This is a genomic window from Streptomyces sp. MNU89 (assembly GCF_020982505.1).
GTDB classification, from domain to species: domain Bacteria; phylum Actinomycetota; class Actinomycetes; order Streptomycetales; family Streptomycetaceae; genus Streptomyces; species Streptomyces xinghaiensis.
In genome coordinates this window covers 3,189,702-3,203,456 of record NZ_JAJKLL010000001.1, presented here as the reverse complement: position 1 = coordinate 3,203,456, position 13,755 = coordinate 3,189,702, and the positions used below count along the sequence as shown (strand labels likewise).

Genomic DNA, 13,755 nt, shown 5'->3' with positions numbered 1-13,755 from the left:
CGGATCCGTAGCTTCCGTAGCTCATGGTTCCCCCTCACGCTCCGTGTACTTCTGCCCAGAAGAACGGCCGGGGTACCTTGTCCTGTTCCGGCCGGGGGCTCCCGATAGGCTCGAACCGTGGAGCCGCCGCACGGAGAACAGTACGAGACGACCGGCGCGCCCCCGGTCCGCGCGGGGCGCCGCCCCTGGGTCGTGGGGGTGTCCGGGGCGTCCGGCACGCCCTACGCCGCCGCGGTGCTGCGGGCGCTCCTGCACGCCGAGGAGACGGTGGACCTGGTGGTCAGCCGGGCGTCCCGGCTGACCCTGCTGGACGAGACGGGGATCTCCTTCCGGGACGCGCACTGGCGGGAGGACCTGCGCCGCTGGCTCGCGCGGGGAGCCGACGGCACCCCCGACCGCTTCGAGGCGTCCCTGCCGGACCTGGATGCGGTGCGGTACTGGCCGGCCGGGGATCTCGCCGCGGGGCCGTCCTCGGGCTCGTACCCGGTGCGCGGAATGCTGGTCGTCCCGGCGAGCACGGCCTCCGTTGCCGGGATCGCGCTGGGGCTGTCGAAGGATCTGCTGCAGCGGGTGGCGAGCGTCACGCTCAAGGAGCGCCGCCCGCTGGTGATGGCCGTGCGGGAGACGCCGCTGAGCGGGCCGACGCTGCGCCAGCTGGTGGCGCTGGACGAGGCCGGAGCGGTGGTGCTGCCCGCCTCCCCGGCCTTCTACGCGGGCGCGACGGACATCCAGGACCTGGTCGACTTCGTGGCGGGCCGGGTGCTCGACGCGGCGGGCGTACCGCACAAGCTGTACCGCAGGTGGGACGGAGCGCTGGGCGGGGCCGCCGGGAACGGGACCGGAGCGGCCGGCGCGGTGGGCCGGACCGGCGGGGCGGCCGGAGACCGCCCCGGGCCCCGGACGGGCGGCGCGGGTGAGTGAAACCCGCATCCGAAGGCCCGTCCCCGATGGGCCGGGTGCTTCGCAGGCCGCACGCCCTGCGATTCTTGGATTCACAACTCCCATCCACGATCTTCGCGCATCGCGCGACAGTGCTGAGCATCGGAAGGCTTCAACGTCATGGACGCGGTGGACAGGCAGCTCATCCAGGCTCTGCGGGAGAACGGCAGGGCCTCGTACGCGGAGCTGGGGCGGCTGGTGGGGCTCTCCGGCCCGAGTGTCACCGACCGGATCAACCGCCTGGAGGGGGCGGGCGTGATCACCGGCTACCGGGCGACCGTCGACTCCGCGTCCCTGGGCCTCGGCGTCACGGCTCTGATCGGCATCTCGCTCTCGGACGCCACGGACCACGAGGACATGGCGCACCGGCTGCGCGATCTGGGCGAGATCGAGGACTGCTGGTTCATCGCCGGTGACGACTCCTACATGCTCAAGGTGCGCGCCACCGACGTGGACGGACTGGAGTCGATCATCCGCCGCCTCTCCGCGATCAAGGGCGTCTCCCGCACCCGCACCACGATCGTGCTCTCCACCAAGTGGGAGGACCGGGTCGGGGAACTGCCCGGGGAGTGAGCGCCGGACGGGAAGGCGTAGGCTCGACGGAGTCCGATTGACGAGGTAATGGGAGGCTGCCGCATGGCTGCATCTGCTCAAGACGAGGGCCTCAAGCGCGAGCTCGAGCAGAAGGTTCTCGCCGGGGAGCGGCTGACCCGGGAGGACGGCATCGCCCTCTACGAGAGCGACGACCTGGCCTGGCTCGGCGGCCTGGCCCACGAGGTGCGCACGCGCAAGAACGGCGACGTCGTGCACTTCAACGTCAACCGGCACCTCAACATGACGAACGTGTGCACCGCGTCCTGTGCCTACTGCTCCTTCCAGCGGAAGCCGGGCGAGAAGGACGCGTACACGATGCGCATCGAGGAGGCCGTCCGCCTCGCCACGGCGATGGAGGGCGAGAACCTCACCGAGCTGCACATCGTCAACGGACTTCACCCGACGCTGCCCTGGCGCTACTACCCGCGCTCGCTGCGGGAGCTGAAGAAGGCGCTGCCGGACGTCTCGCTGAAGGCGTTCACGGCCACGGAGATCCACCACTTCGAGACGATCTCGGGCCTGTCCGCCTCGGAGATCCTCGACGAGCTGATCGACGCCGGTCTGGAGTCGCTGACCGGCGGCGGCGCCGAGATCTTCGACTGGGAGGTGCGGCAGCACATCGTCGACCACCGCACCCACTGGGAGGACTGGTCGCGCATCCACCGCCTCGCCCACTCCAAGGGGCTCAAGACGCCCTCCACGATGCTCTACGGGCACATCGAGGAGCCGCGCCACCGCGTGGACCACGTGCTGCGGCTGCGTGAACTCCAGGACGAGACCGGCGGGTTCCAGGTCTTCATCCCGCTCCGCTACCAGCACGACTTCGTGGACATGAAGGACGGCAAGATCCGCAACCGGCTCCAGGCCCGGACCACCATGGCCACCGGCGCCGAGGCGCTGAAGACCTTCGCGGTCTCCCGGCTGCTGTTCGACAACGTGCCGCACGTCAAGGTCTTCTGGGTGATGCACGGCGTGCAGACGGCGCAGCTCGCGCTCCAGCACGGGGCGGACGACATGGACGGCTCGGTCGTCGAGTACAAGATCACGCACGACGCGGACAACTACGGGACGCCCGACAAGCTGACCCGTGAGGACCTGCTGGAGCTGATCCGCGACGCCGGCTTCCGCCCCGTCGAGCGGAACACCCGCTACGAGATCATCAAGGAGTACCCGGGCCCGGACCCGGACCGGCGCGAGACGCCGCAGGCGATGCGGGTCTGAGCCGCCCCGGCTCTCCGCTCCCGGGCTCTCCGTTCCCCGGGTCCTCCGTTTCTCCGGCTCCGCTGTTCCTTCGTTCCGTCCGCCCCGGATGCGCGTACGACGCGTCGCGCCTCCGGGGCGGACGTGCGCCCGGACTGGTCCCGTGGCGGCCGGGTACCCGCGCCGTATGGGACGCACCGAGAAGACCCGGGGCAGCGAGAAGACCCGGGGCAGCGGGACCGGCGGTGGCGGCGGCCCGGAGGAGCGGTACGACGCCGCGCCGTTCGTGCCGCGCGGGGCGGACCTGGCTGCGCTCCGCGAGTCCGTCGCCGGCTGCCGCGGCTGCCCGCTGCACCGGGACGCGACGCAGGCCGTCTTCGGCCGCGGTGACGCCTCCGCCCGGATCGTCCTCCTCGGGGAACAGCCCGGGGACCAGGAGGACCGGCGCGGGGAGCCGTTCGTCGGCCCGGCGGGCCGGGTGCTGGACGAGGCCCTGGCCGAGGCGGGCATCGACCCGGGGGAGGCGTATGTCACGAACGCCGTCAAGCACTTCAAGTTCGAGCGCCGGGCCGAGCGCGGCAAGCGGCGCATCCACAAGCCGCCGACCCTGCGGGAGATGACCGCGTGCCGCCCCTGGCTCGCGGCCGAACTGGAGCTGCTGGACCCGGAGGTGATCGTCGCCCTGGGGGCGACGGCGGGCAAGGCGCTTCTCGGCTCCGCGTTCCGGGTGACGAAGGAACGCGGCCGGCTGCTGACCTGGTCCGCCCCGGAGCCGAAGCCGGGGCCGGAGAGCGGTGATGGTGAGGGGCACGGGGGCCGGGCCGGCGGTGGCGGGGAGGCCGCGGGTGCGGCCTGGGAGGGCCCGCTGGTGGCGACGATCCATCCGTCCGCCGTGCTGCGCGCGGAGGACGACCGCGAGGCGGTGCGTGCGGGGCTGGTCGCGGATCTGCGGATCGCGGCCGGAGTGCTGGACGACTGAGGGCCGGCGGTCGCGGGCGCCCGAGGCCCGACGCACGGCTCATGGCTCGCGCTCGCGGCTCCCGGCGGTCCGGCCGGACCGGGGTGTCCCACAGCGTTCACCGTGCCGATTGAGTGTCGATCGGGTAAGGGCTAGTATCGCACCGTGCCACTTACCTTCACCCTGGATCCCCCCGTGTCCCCCGAACTCCGGGAGGGCATCCTCTCGCTGTGGGCGGACGTCTCCAACGCCGGGGGCGCCGTCGGCTTCCTGCCACCGGTGACCCCCGGGGAGATCCGGCCGGAGCTGGTCAGGCAGCTGGTGGCGATGGTCGAGGGGCGCAGCCGTCTGGTCGTCGGCACCGACCAGCGGGGCCGTCCGATGGCGACGGCCTTCCTCACCCTCAACACCCACCGGCTCATGCGCCACTGGCTGTGGGTGTACACCGTCATGGTGCACCCCTCCCTCCAGGGGCAGGGCGCGGGAAGGGAGTTGATGGCCGCCGTCGCGGACGCCGCGCGCGGTGCCGAGGGCATCCGCGGTCTCCGGCTCACCTGCCGGGGCGGCACCGGCGCCGACCGCTTCTACGCCGCCTGCGGCTACAAGGAGGTCGGCCGGGTGCCCGACGCGATCAAGGTCGCGGAGGACGACTACCGGGACGACATCACCATGTGGCTGCCGCTGGATTGACGGCAGGGGCGCTGTGCTTCACTTGGAGGACAGCCATACCAGCCATACCGGCCCATTCGGTCGCCGCCGCGAAGAAGGTTCCTCCCGTGAGCAGCAGCACGAGCAGCAGTAGCACCAGTGGCAGCAGCGCCAGTGGCGGGCAGAACGCCGCCATCCGCTACACCGTCCTGCGCTTCGCCCTGTTCGCCGCCTGTTTCCTGGCGGCCTGGGGACTGAGCTATCTCGGTGTGGTCCCGGCGGGGGTCGGGGACTCGCAGGTGTTCTGGGTCATCCTGCTCGGTCTGGTGCTCTCCGCGCCGCTGAGCTGGGTGCTGCTGCGGAAGCAGCGTCTGGCGATGTCCGAGCAGGTGGTGGAGAAGGTGGAGCGGGCCAAGCAGCGGCTGGCCGCCGACCAGCGCCAGGAGGACGGCGCCGACGACGCCGCCCACGCCCAGGGCTGAGCCCGCCGCCCGGGGCGTGAGCCCGCTCCGGGCCCGCCGCCCCGGCTCGTCAGGGCTTCCTGCGGAGAGCGCTCCGAAGGGCGCTCCGGGCGACCCCGCACCCCGCCGTCGAAGCGACCGCTTCCGGCGGGGTTCTTGCTGCTCAAATGGATGATCTCCAGGCTGGATCGTCTCCGAGCCTTCGATGTGAAGCGATACCGTCGCTCATCTTTGCGGTTCCCAGGTCCGGTGTTACGGTGGTGCGCATGACGACGACCGCGCGCCACTGCACACCGGGCATCCCGCTCGTGGCACGCCTTCATGTCGATCTCTGCCGCTGCCTCTCCGCGGCCTGTCGCCGCCACTGACGCGACCGAGCAGCCGTGCTGCCGCCCCGTACCGCCCGAGTGAGGGCGCGGGGTGCGACCACGGCCGCCCACCGCCCCGGGTCCCCGGTTCCCGCACGCCCGCGCGTTTCCGGCGCGGTCTGCCCCGGGTCCGTCCGGCCGGGCGGCGGCCGCCCTCCACGGCCGTCCGTCGCCGGAGTCCGTCCCGCCCCCGTGTCCGTGCCGCCGTCCTCCGCGCGCCCGCGCCGCCGTGGTCCGCTGCGGTTGGGGCGCGGTCCGGGCCGGTGCGGCCCGTCCCCCTCCTCCCCTTCCACCTCTTACCGACGGGTGTGTCCGTGACCACCGCTTCCTCCCCCAACGCCCCTGATGCGCCCGAGCCCTCCGGCTCTCCCGGCCCGGCCGGCTCCCCGGGCCCGTCCGGCACAGCACGAACCCCCGGCCGGACGCCTCGACTTCCCCGCGTGCCCTTCTGGGCCCAGATACTTCTCGGTCTCGTCCTCGGTGTGCTGCTCGGCTGGGCCGCCCGCACCTGGGACATCGCCTGGCTGGCCGCCACCCTGGAGCGCACCGGCGGCCTCTTCGTCCAGCTGCTGAAGCTGGCGGTGGCCCCGCTCGTCTTCTTCGCGATCCTCGTCTCGATCACCAATCTGCGGAAGGTCAACAACGCCGCCCGGCTGGCCTCCCGCACCCTGCTCTGGTTCATGGCGACCTCGCTGATCGCCGTGGCCATCGGCCTCACCATCGGCCTGCTCACCAACCCCGGCGAGGGCACCGGCCTCACCCCCGCCGACGGCGCCCGCCCGGAGAGCGCCGGCTCCTGGCTCGACTTCCTGACCGGCATCGTCCCGACCAACGTCATCACGCCGTTCACCGAGCTCAACGTGTTGCAGATCGTCTTCATGGCCGCCGTGGCGGGCATCGCCGCCCTGAAGACCGGCGAACGGGCCCGCCCCGTCCTGGAGTTCAGCGAGTCGGTGCTCGCCCTGCTGCAGAAGGCCCTGTGGTGGGTCATCCGCCTCGCCCCGCTCGGCACCCTGGGCCTGATCGGGAACGCCATCGCCTCCTACGGCTGGGATCTGATCGGCAAGTACGCGACCTTCACCGCGGACGTCTACATCGGCTGCGCGCTGGTGATGTTCGGCGTCTACCCGCTGCTGCTGGCGACGGTCGCCAGGGTCAGCCCGCTGCAGTTCTTCCGCGGCGCCTGGCCCGCGATCCAGCTGGCGTTCGTCTCCCGCTCCTCGGTCGGTACGATGCCCGTCACCCAGCGGGTCACCGAACGCCTGGGCGTGCCGCGCGAGTACGCGTCGTTCGCCGTCCCGTTCGGCGCGACGACGAAGATGGACGGCTGCGCCGCGGTCTACCCGGCCCTCGCCGCCATCTTCATCGCGGAGATCTTCGGTGTGCAGCTGGGCATCGGGGACTATCTGCTGATCGTCTTCGTCTCGGTCATCGGCTCGGCGGCCACCGCCGGACTGACCGGTGCCACCGTGATGCTGACCCTGACCCTCTCCACGCTGGGCCTCCCGCTGGAGGGTGTGGGCCTGCTGCTGGCCATCGACCCGGTGCTGGACATGATGCGCACCGCGACGAACGTGGCCGGGCAGTCGGCCGTGCCGATCGTCGTCGCGGCACGGGAGAAGATCCTCGACCGGGAGGCGTACGACAACGCCACCCTGTTCGACCCGGACGGCACCGACGCGGTGCGGGACGGGGAGAACACCGGGGACGGCGGCCCCGGGCGGGAGCCCGTGGGGGCCGCCGCCGGACGGGCGTAGCGGGGAGCCGTCCTCCGAGGGGAGGGCGGGACCGCCCGGTCCGCGGGTCCGGACGGTTCGGGGCCGTCGGGGCCGGTGAGGGCATCACCGGCCCCGGCGGCCCTCGCCGTTGGCCCGGTCGGGCTGGTCGGGGGTCCGGCGGGTCGGGCGGCAACTCGGGTGCCGGTGACGGCAATCGGCGTAGGGGAGACGTCGCGGGCGCCACCGCCACCGCTCCGGACTGTCGCGTGCGCCACATCTCCCGGTCGGGACCGAGAAGTTACCGGTGAGTTGCCATATGGACACCCGCGTGCCCTGGAATGCGGCGTACGCCCTCGCAACGGCGGGCCGCACCACCCCCGCCACCGCCGCCCCGAGCGGGCCGTCCGCCCCGCCACCGCGGGGACGGGCCCGCCGCCGGTGCCGTCCCCGCGGAACCGGGACCGGTACCGGAAGCCGAGGACCGTCCCCTCCCCTCCCCCCCGCCCGCCGTCCGGTTCCCACCGGGCGGCGGCCCAGCCCCACCCGGAGCCCTCATGCCCCCACCGACCGGTCCCGCTGGTCCCGCCGCTCGTTCCTCGCCACGGTCGCCGGCGGCGCCGGCGGCGTCATCGTCGGCCCCGGCGCCTCCACCGCCCGCGCCGCCGGTGCCCGTCCCGCCGGCCGGCTGCGCACCTACGTCATCGTCGTCGACGGCTGCCGGCCCGACGAGATCCGGCCGCTGTTCATGCCCCGGCTGTCCGCGCTGCGCGACACCGGCACCACCTACCCGGCCGCCCAGTCGCTGCCGGTCATGGAGACCATCCCCAACCACGTCATGATGATGACGGGCGTGCGCCCCGACCGTTCCGGTGTCCCCGCGAACGCCGTGTACGACCGCACCGAGCGCACCGTGCGCGACCTGGACCGCCCCGCCGACCTGCGGGCCGTCACCCTCTTCGAACTGCTCCGCGCCACCGGCCGCACCAGCGGCTCCGTGCTGTCCAAGCGCTATCTGCACGGGATCTTCGACACCCGGGCGGACTTCCACTGGAAGCCGGAGCCGATGCTGCCGATCACGGAGCACGCACCGGACGGCTTCACGGCCGACGCGGTGATCTCGATGATCGACAGCGCCGACCCCGACCTGATGTTCGTCAACTTCGGTGACGTCGACCGGGTCGGGCACAGCGACCTCACCGGCGGCACGCTCGAGCTGGCCCGCAGGGCCGCCCTGGTGAGCACCGACTACCAGATCGGCCGGGTCGTTCGGCACCTGAAGGACACCGGCCGCTGGGAGGACTCCGTCCTGATCGTGCTCGCCGACCATTCGATGGACTGGTCGCTGCCGTTCGCGATGGTGAGCCTCGCCCCGCTGCTGGCGGAGGACCCGCTGCTGAAGGACCGCTGCGTCATCGCGCAGAACGGCGGCGCGGACCTCCTCTACTGGACCGGGCCGGACGCCGACCGGGGCCGGGCCGTGGCCCGGATGCGGGAGATCGTCCTCGCGGAGGAGGGGGTGCTGTCCGTGCACGCCCCCGGGGAGCTGCGGCTGGGCCCGGAGGCCGGTGATCTCGTGGCGTATGTGCGCCCCGGCTACCGTTTCTCCGACCCGCTGCCGATCTCCAACCCCATCCCCGGCAACCACGGCCACCCGGCCACGCTGCCCATCCCCTTCTTCGTGTCCGGCGGTTCCCCGCTGGTCCGGCGCGGCGCCGTCAGCGACGCCCCGGCCCGCACCATCGACGTCGCCCCCACGGTCGCCGCCCTGTACGGCCTGGGCCGGCCGCCCGGCGGCTGGGACGGCACGGCCCGCCGGGACGCCTTCGTGCGGTAGGGGGCGTCCGGGGGTTCCCGGCGGAGTCGCCGGTGCCCGGGCGGCTCTGCCGGGGCCGGCGGTGTTTTCCGGCGGGCGGGGAAGCCGTTTGGCATATGCGGCCGGAGGGCGGGCCGTAAACTTACCTCTCGGTAGGCACGGTGGAGGGGCGGACAGTGACGGGCACCAGGGGCAAGCGGATGCCGCGGGCGGTGCGGGAACAGCAGATGCTGGACGCGGCCGTGACGATCTTCGCCCGGCGCGGCTACCGGGCCGCCTCGATGGACGAGATCGCCGAACTGGCCGGTGTCTCCAAGCCGTTGGTCTATCTGTATCTCAACTCGAAGGAAGAGCTGTTCAGCGCCTGCATCCGGCGGGAGGCGGCGGCCCTGGTGGACGCCGTGCGGGCGGCCGTCGAGCCGCAGGACGCCCCGCCGGACCAGCAGCTCTGGAGCGGACTGCGCGGCTTCTTCGCCCACACCGCCGAACGCCCCGACGGCTGGGCCGTGCTGCACAACCAGGCCCGTACGCACGGAGAGCCCTTCGTCAGCGAGTTCGCGGCCATGCGGGAGGAGATCGTCACCTTCGTGACGCAGCTGATCGCCGCCGCGGCGCGGGAGGACGACTGCGTTCCGGATCTGGCCGACCGGGAGGTGGCCGGACTGGCGCACGCCCTGGTCGGGGCCGCCGAATCGCTGGCCGGATGGGCCAACGACCCCGGCGGCGAGGGGGGCGGCGGTACCGGCGCCCTCACCGGCGGCGCGACCGGTGACGGCGCGGACCGGCCGTCGGCGAAGGAGACCGCGGCGCTGATGATGAACTTCGCCTGGGCGGGCCTCGCCAATCTGATGGAGGGCCGCCCCTGGCACCCGCGCGGCAAGGCCACCGCCCGGAACCCCTGAGCGGGGGCGGGCCGGCCGGGCCGGTCAGGCCCCGCCGGGGGTGGTCACCGTCCCCGTGAGGTGCAGCCGGGAGCCGTCCCGGCCGCCGCGCAGTTCGAAGGCGGAACCGAGGCGGCCGAAGGCGACGGTCGACGGAAGCAGGACCGGCGCCCTGAACTCCGCCCGCACGGTGACGCGTTCCGCGCCCGGCGTGCCCGTCTCGGCCACGCAGCGGGCGAACGTCCACATGCCGTGGGCGATGGCCCGGGGGAACCCGAGGGGCCGCGCGGTCAGCGGGTGGAGGTGGATCGGGTTGTAGTCGCCGGAGACGGCGGCATGGCGGCGGCCCAGATCGGCGGGGAGTTCCCACTCGGCGACGGAGGGGAGCACCTCCGCGCCGGCACCGCGGGAGGCGTCCGGTCCCCGGCTTTCCCCGGTGGCGCGGCCGGGCTCGGTGGTGCGGCCGGGCTCCGGGGCGCCGCCGGGCTCCGGGGTGCGGTGGCGGGCCAGATAGGTACTGCGGTCCGTCCAGACCGGTTCGCCGTCGATCCGGGCCTCCGTGACGACCACGGCCTCCGTGCCGCGGCGGTGGGGGAGGAGCCGGGGGATGCCGACGGTCAGCTCGGGACGGTCGTGCGGGTGCAGCGCCCGGTGCTGCGTGATCTCGATGCCGGTGTGCACCAGGCCGAGGAGGGGCAGCGGGAAGGCCCGGTCGCCCATGAGGCGGGCGGCGAGGGGGAAACCCAGGATGTGCGGATAGGTGATCGGCAGCGGATCGGTCTCCCGGAAGCCGCACACGCGGGCGTAGCGGAGGACGCGGCCGGTGTCGATCCGGGCGGCCGGCAGCAGGAGCCGGGTGCCGGGGAGCGGCGCGCCGGCCGAGGGGCGCTTGCCGATCCCGGTCAGCACACCCCGGCCGAGGGCGGGCATGAGGCGCGGGAGCGGGTGAGGCGCCGGGCGGTCGGGTGGTCATGGGGGCTCCGTCGGAATCGTGGCTGGTGGGTCTGTCAGGTCCCGCTCGGTCCGGGCCGGTTCCGGAGGGCCCTGCCGCGGTGGCGGTTCGCCGCCGGTACGGGGTGTCGGGGCGGGAGGGCAACACCCGCGCGAAGCGCGGAGGAACGGGCAGCGGTGCCGCGGCCGCCGGACCCGCACGGGGCGCCCGGAACCGCACCCGGGCAACCCGTGCGACACCGCCGCCCGGAGCCACCCCACCCCGCCGGAGGCGTTACGCCCCGAGCAGGCTCTGCCCGCAGACCCGGACGGTCTGCCCGTTGACCCCGCCGGAGGCGGGCTGCGCCAGCCATGCCGTGGTCTCGGCGACGTCCACCGGCAGGCCGCCCTGCGCGAGGGAGTTCATCCGCCGCCCCGCTTCCCGGATCAGCAGCGGCACCGCCGCCGTCATCTTCGTCTCGATGAAGCCGGGGGCGACCGCATTGACCGTCACCCCGTACTCGGCCGCCGCGCGCGGTGCCAGGGAACGGGTGAAGCCGATGATCCCGGCCTTGCTCGCCGCGTAGTTGGTCTGCCCGGCGTTGCCGGCGATGCCGGCGATGGAGGCGGTGGCGATGATCCGGCCGGTGCCCCGGCGCACGGCACCGGCCTTCAGCAGACGGTCCGTCACCCGCAGAACGCTGCCCAGATTGACGTCGATCACCTGGTCCCAGCGGTCGGCCGCCATATTGGCGAGCCTGCGGTCCCGGGTGATGCCGGCGTTGTGGACGAGGATGTCGAGCCCGCCGGGCACGGCCGCCGCGATGCGGTCGGCGGCCTCGGGCGCCGTGATGTCCAGGGGCAGGGCGGTGCCGCCGAGACGTTCGGCGAGGGCGGCCAACTCGCCTTCCGCGGACGGTATGTCGAGGCAGACGACCCGTGCGCCGTCCCGGGCGAGGGTCTCGGCGACCGACTCGCCGATGCCGCGGGCGCAGCCGGTGACGAGCGCGGTCGTGCCGGCCAGCGGCCGGGTCCAGTCCGTCGCGGCGGCGCCGTCGGATGCGCCGTCGGTTGGGCCACCCGCCCCGGCCGGCTGCGGTCCCTCGGGCCCGTCCGCCCCGTCCGCCCCGACGACGTCCGCGCGCACCGTGATCGGCTGGCCGCTCACATACGCCGACTTGGGCGAGAGCAGGAAGCGCAGCGTCGACTCCGCCGCCGCTGCCGCCGCGCCCAGGGCGGCAGTCCCCTCCGCGCCGGGGTCGAGCCGCAGCAGGTTCACCGTGCAGCCCTTGCCGATCTCCTTGCCCAGGGAGCGGACGAAGCCTTCGAGGGCCTGCTGCGCGGCGGCCCGGTGGTGGTCCGCGGGGCCGGGCGCGGTGCCGAGGACGACGATCCGGCCTCCGGTGGCGACCGAGCGCACCACGGGGTGGAGTGCGGCGTGCACCTCGTGCAGCGCGTCCGGGCCGTCCACGCCGGTGGCGTCCACGACGACCGCGGCGTACGGGGCGGTGCCCCGGTGCCCGGTGCCGGCGGTTCCGTCGCCCTCCCGGTGCTCCGTGCGCACCGGCGGTCCGGTCCGGTTCAGCACCCCGGCGAGACCGGGGCAGGGCGCGGCCACCGTCAGCCGGAGCAACGGACCGTCCAGGGAAGGCCGTTCGGGCGACCAGCGGTGCAGGGGCGCGGGGCGGGGCAGGCCCAGCCGGCGGGTGAGGAACCGGCCGGGAGCGGTCCCGGTGAAACGAAGATAGCGATCGGCCATTGGCCAACTCCTCACCGTGGCGTAAATTTACTTCGCAGTAAGGTTACTCCCGGGTCAGGAGTTGGTCGAGATGAGTCCCCGCACCACCCTCCTCGCCACCGAGGCGCGGCGCGTCGCCGTCCTCGGCGGCAGCAGGATCCCCTTCGCGCGGGCCGACGGCCCGTACGCCACCGCCTCCAACCAGCGGATGCTGACCGCCGCCCTCGCCGGCCTGGTCGAGCGCTTCGGCCTCGGAGGCGCACGGCTCGGGGAGTTCGCCGCGGGCGCCGTCCTCAAGCACAGCCGGGACTTCAACCTCGCCCGCGAAACCGTGCTCGGCAGCGAACTCGACCCGCGCACCCCCGCCTACGACGTCCAGCAGGCGTGCGGCACCGGGCTCCAGGCCGTCATCGCCGCTGCCAACAAGATCGCGCTGGGGCAGATCGACTCGGCCGTCGCCGGCGGCGTGGACTCGGCCAGCGACGCCCCGCTCGGCGTCAACGACGAACTGCGCCGGCTGCTGCTGGCCGCCCGCCGCGCCCGCTCCCTCGGCGGGCGGCTCGGGGCGCTGGCCGGGGTCCGCCCCCGTCACCTCGTCCCCGACATCCCGCGCAACGCCGAACCCCGCACCGGCCTGTCGATGGGCGAGCACGCCGCCCGCACCGCCAGGGAGTGGAGCATCGGCCGCGAGGAGCAGGACGAGCTGGCCGCCACCAGCCACCGCCGCCTCGCCGCCGCCTACGACCGCGGCTTCCTCGACGACCTGGTCGTCCCCTTCCGCGGCCTGGAACGGGACCAGAATCTCCGCCCCGACTCGAGCCCGGAGAAACTCGCGCGCCTGAAGCCGGTGTTCGGCGTCGCGGACGCGGACGCGGACGCGGACAGGGACGGGGACGGGGCGGGGACGGGGACGCCACCATGACGGCGGGCAACTCCACCCCGCTGTCCGACGGTGCCGCGACCGTCCTGCTGGCGAGCGAGGAGTGGGCCGCCGAACGCGGCCTCGAACCGCTGGCCTACCTCACGGCGTACGAGACGGCGGCCGTCGACTACGTCGGCGGCGAGGACGGCCTGCTGATGGCACCCGCGTACGCCGTGCCGCGGATGCTGGAGCGCGCCGGGCTCGGGCTCGACGACTTCGACCTGCTGGAGATCCACGAGGCGTTCGCCTCCCAGGTGCTGGCCACGCTGGCGGCCTGGCGGAAGCAGGGCCTGCCCGAGGCCGACCGGGACCGGCTCAATGTCGCCGGTTCCTCACTGGCCACCGGCCACCCCTTCGCCGCGACGGGCGCACGGATCGTCGCCACGCTCGCCAAGCTGCTCGCCGAGCGCGACGCACCGGGGCGCGGCCTGATCTCCATCTGCGCGGCAGGCGGCCAGGGGGTGACGGCGATCCTCGAACGGCCCTGATCCGGCGGGCGGTTCCGCCCGCGGGCCCGGAAAGCCCCGCCGCAGCACCGGACCTCCGCAGCCCGGCCCCGGCCCCCGGCCCCGACCTCGCAGCCGA

At 73.9% G+C, this 13,755-nt stretch carries 11 protein-coding genes and 1 pseudogene; 10 read left to right on the top strand and 2 right to left on the bottom strand.

Annotated features, from left to right (window positions below):
- Nucleotides 1–117 precede the first annotated feature (117 nt).
- From E4N63_RS13720 to E4N63_RS13680, 9 genes are all read left to right on the top strand, one after another.
- Nucleotides 118–921: a UbiX family flavin prenyltransferase gene (locus tag E4N63_RS13720; RefSeq protein WP_230240800.1), complete on the top strand. Its 804-nt coding sequence runs from the start codon at nucleotides 118–120 to the stop codon at nucleotides 919–921.
- A 138-nt stretch (nucleotides 922–1,059) separates the two neighbouring features.
- Nucleotides 1,060–1,512 carry an Lrp/AsnC family transcriptional regulator gene (locus E4N63_RS13715; RefSeq protein ID WP_019707731.1) on the top strand — a complete coding sequence of 151 codons (453 nt, stop codon included), beginning with the start codon at nucleotides 1,060–1,062 and terminating at the stop codon, nucleotides 1,510–1,512.
- Between the two features lie 63 nt (nucleotides 1,513–1,575).
- Complete coding sequence (gene mqnE / locus E4N63_RS13710; RefSeq protein ID WP_125624096.1) at nucleotides 1,576–2,754, top strand: aminofutalosine synthase MqnE; 1,179 nt, start codon at nucleotides 1,576–1,578, stop codon at nucleotides 2,752–2,754.
- A 166-nt stretch (nucleotides 2,755–2,920) separates the two neighbouring features.
- Complete coding sequence (locus tag E4N63_RS13705; protein ID WP_125624097.1) at nucleotides 2,921–3,712, top strand: UdgX family uracil-DNA binding protein; 792 nt, start codon at nucleotides 2,921–2,923, stop codon at nucleotides 3,710–3,712.
- Between the two features lie 144 nt (nucleotides 3,713–3,856).
- Nucleotides 3,857–4,381, top strand: a complete 525-nt coding sequence (locus tag E4N63_RS13700) for a GNAT family N-acetyltransferase (RefSeq protein WP_230240799.1) — start codon at nucleotides 3,857–3,859, stop codon at nucleotides 4,379–4,381.
- Between the two features lie 86 nt (nucleotides 4,382–4,467).
- Nucleotides 4,468–4,821: a DUF4229 domain-containing protein gene (locus E4N63_RS13695; RefSeq protein WP_185831214.1), complete on the top strand. Its 354-nt coding sequence runs from the start codon at nucleotides 4,468–4,470 to the stop codon at nucleotides 4,819–4,821.
- Nucleotides 4,822–5,608: 787 nt separating this feature from the next.
- Entirely contained in the window at nucleotides 5,609–6,925 is a 1,317-nt protein-coding gene (locus tag E4N63_RS13690; protein WP_374112760.1) for a dicarboxylate/amino acid:cation symporter, read from the top strand.
- Between the two features lie 289 nt (nucleotides 6,926–7,214).
- Nucleotides 7,215–8,720 (top strand): alkaline phosphatase family protein, encoded by a 1,506-nt coding sequence (locus E4N63_RS13685; RefSeq protein ID WP_230240797.1) that lies wholly within the window; start codon nucleotides 7,215–7,217, stop codon nucleotides 8,718–8,720.
- A gap of 179 nt (nucleotides 8,721–8,899) precedes the next feature.
- Nucleotides 8,900–9,601 (top strand): TetR/AcrR family transcriptional regulator, encoded by a 702-nt coding sequence (locus E4N63_RS13680; RefSeq protein ID WP_125627016.1) that lies wholly within the window; start codon nucleotides 8,900–8,902, stop codon nucleotides 9,599–9,601.
- 24 nt (nucleotides 9,602–9,625) lie between these two features.
- Here the strand turns inward: E4N63_RS13680 and E4N63_RS13675 are convergent, their stop codons facing one another.
- Complete coding sequence (locus E4N63_RS13675) at nucleotides 9,626–10,510, bottom strand: MaoC/PaaZ C-terminal domain-containing protein (RefSeq protein WP_230240795.1); 885 nt, start codon at nucleotides 10,508–10,510, stop codon at nucleotides 9,626–9,628.
- Between the two features lie 295 nt (nucleotides 10,511–10,805).
- The gene (locus E4N63_RS13670) at nucleotides 10,806–12,269 is read right to left on the bottom strand and encodes a 3-oxoacyl-ACP reductase (protein WP_230240793.1); all 1,464 of its coding nucleotides are present in this window, start codon (nucleotides 12,267–12,269) and stop codon (nucleotides 10,806–10,808) included.
- 70 nt (nucleotides 12,270–12,339) lie between these two features.
- Between E4N63_RS13670 and E4N63_RS13665 the strand changes: the two are divergent.
- Nucleotides 12,340–13,658: pseudogene (locus E4N63_RS13665) on the top strand (acetyl-CoA C-acetyltransferase).
- Nucleotides 13,659–13,755: the final 97 nt, after the last annotated feature.

Bases quoted from the DNA above. Each gene is read 5' to 3' on its own strand.
- E4N63_RS13705 (WP_125624097.1), top strand. From the start codon at position 2,921: ATGGGACGCACCGAGAAGACCCGGGGCAGCGAGAAGACCCGGGGCAGC.
- E4N63_RS13670 (WP_230240793.1), bottom strand. From the start codon at position 12,269: ATGGCCGATCGCTATCTTCGTTTCACCGGGACCGCTCCCGGCCGGTTC.
- E4N63_RS13680 (WP_125627016.1), top strand. From the start codon at position 8,900: ATGCCGCGGGCGGTGCGGGAACAGCAGATGCTGGACGCGGCCGTGACG.
- mqnE (WP_125624096.1), top strand. From the start codon at position 1,576: ATGGCTGCATCTGCTCAAGACGAGGGCCTCAAGCGCGAGCTCGAGCAG.
- E4N63_RS13715 (WP_019707731.1), top strand. From the start codon at position 1,060: ATGGACGCGGTGGACAGGCAGCTCATCCAGGCTCTGCGGGAGAACGGC.
- E4N63_RS13675 (WP_230240795.1), bottom strand. From the start codon at position 10,510: ATGCCCGCCCTCGGCCGGGGTGTGCTGACCGGGATCGGCAAGCGCCCC.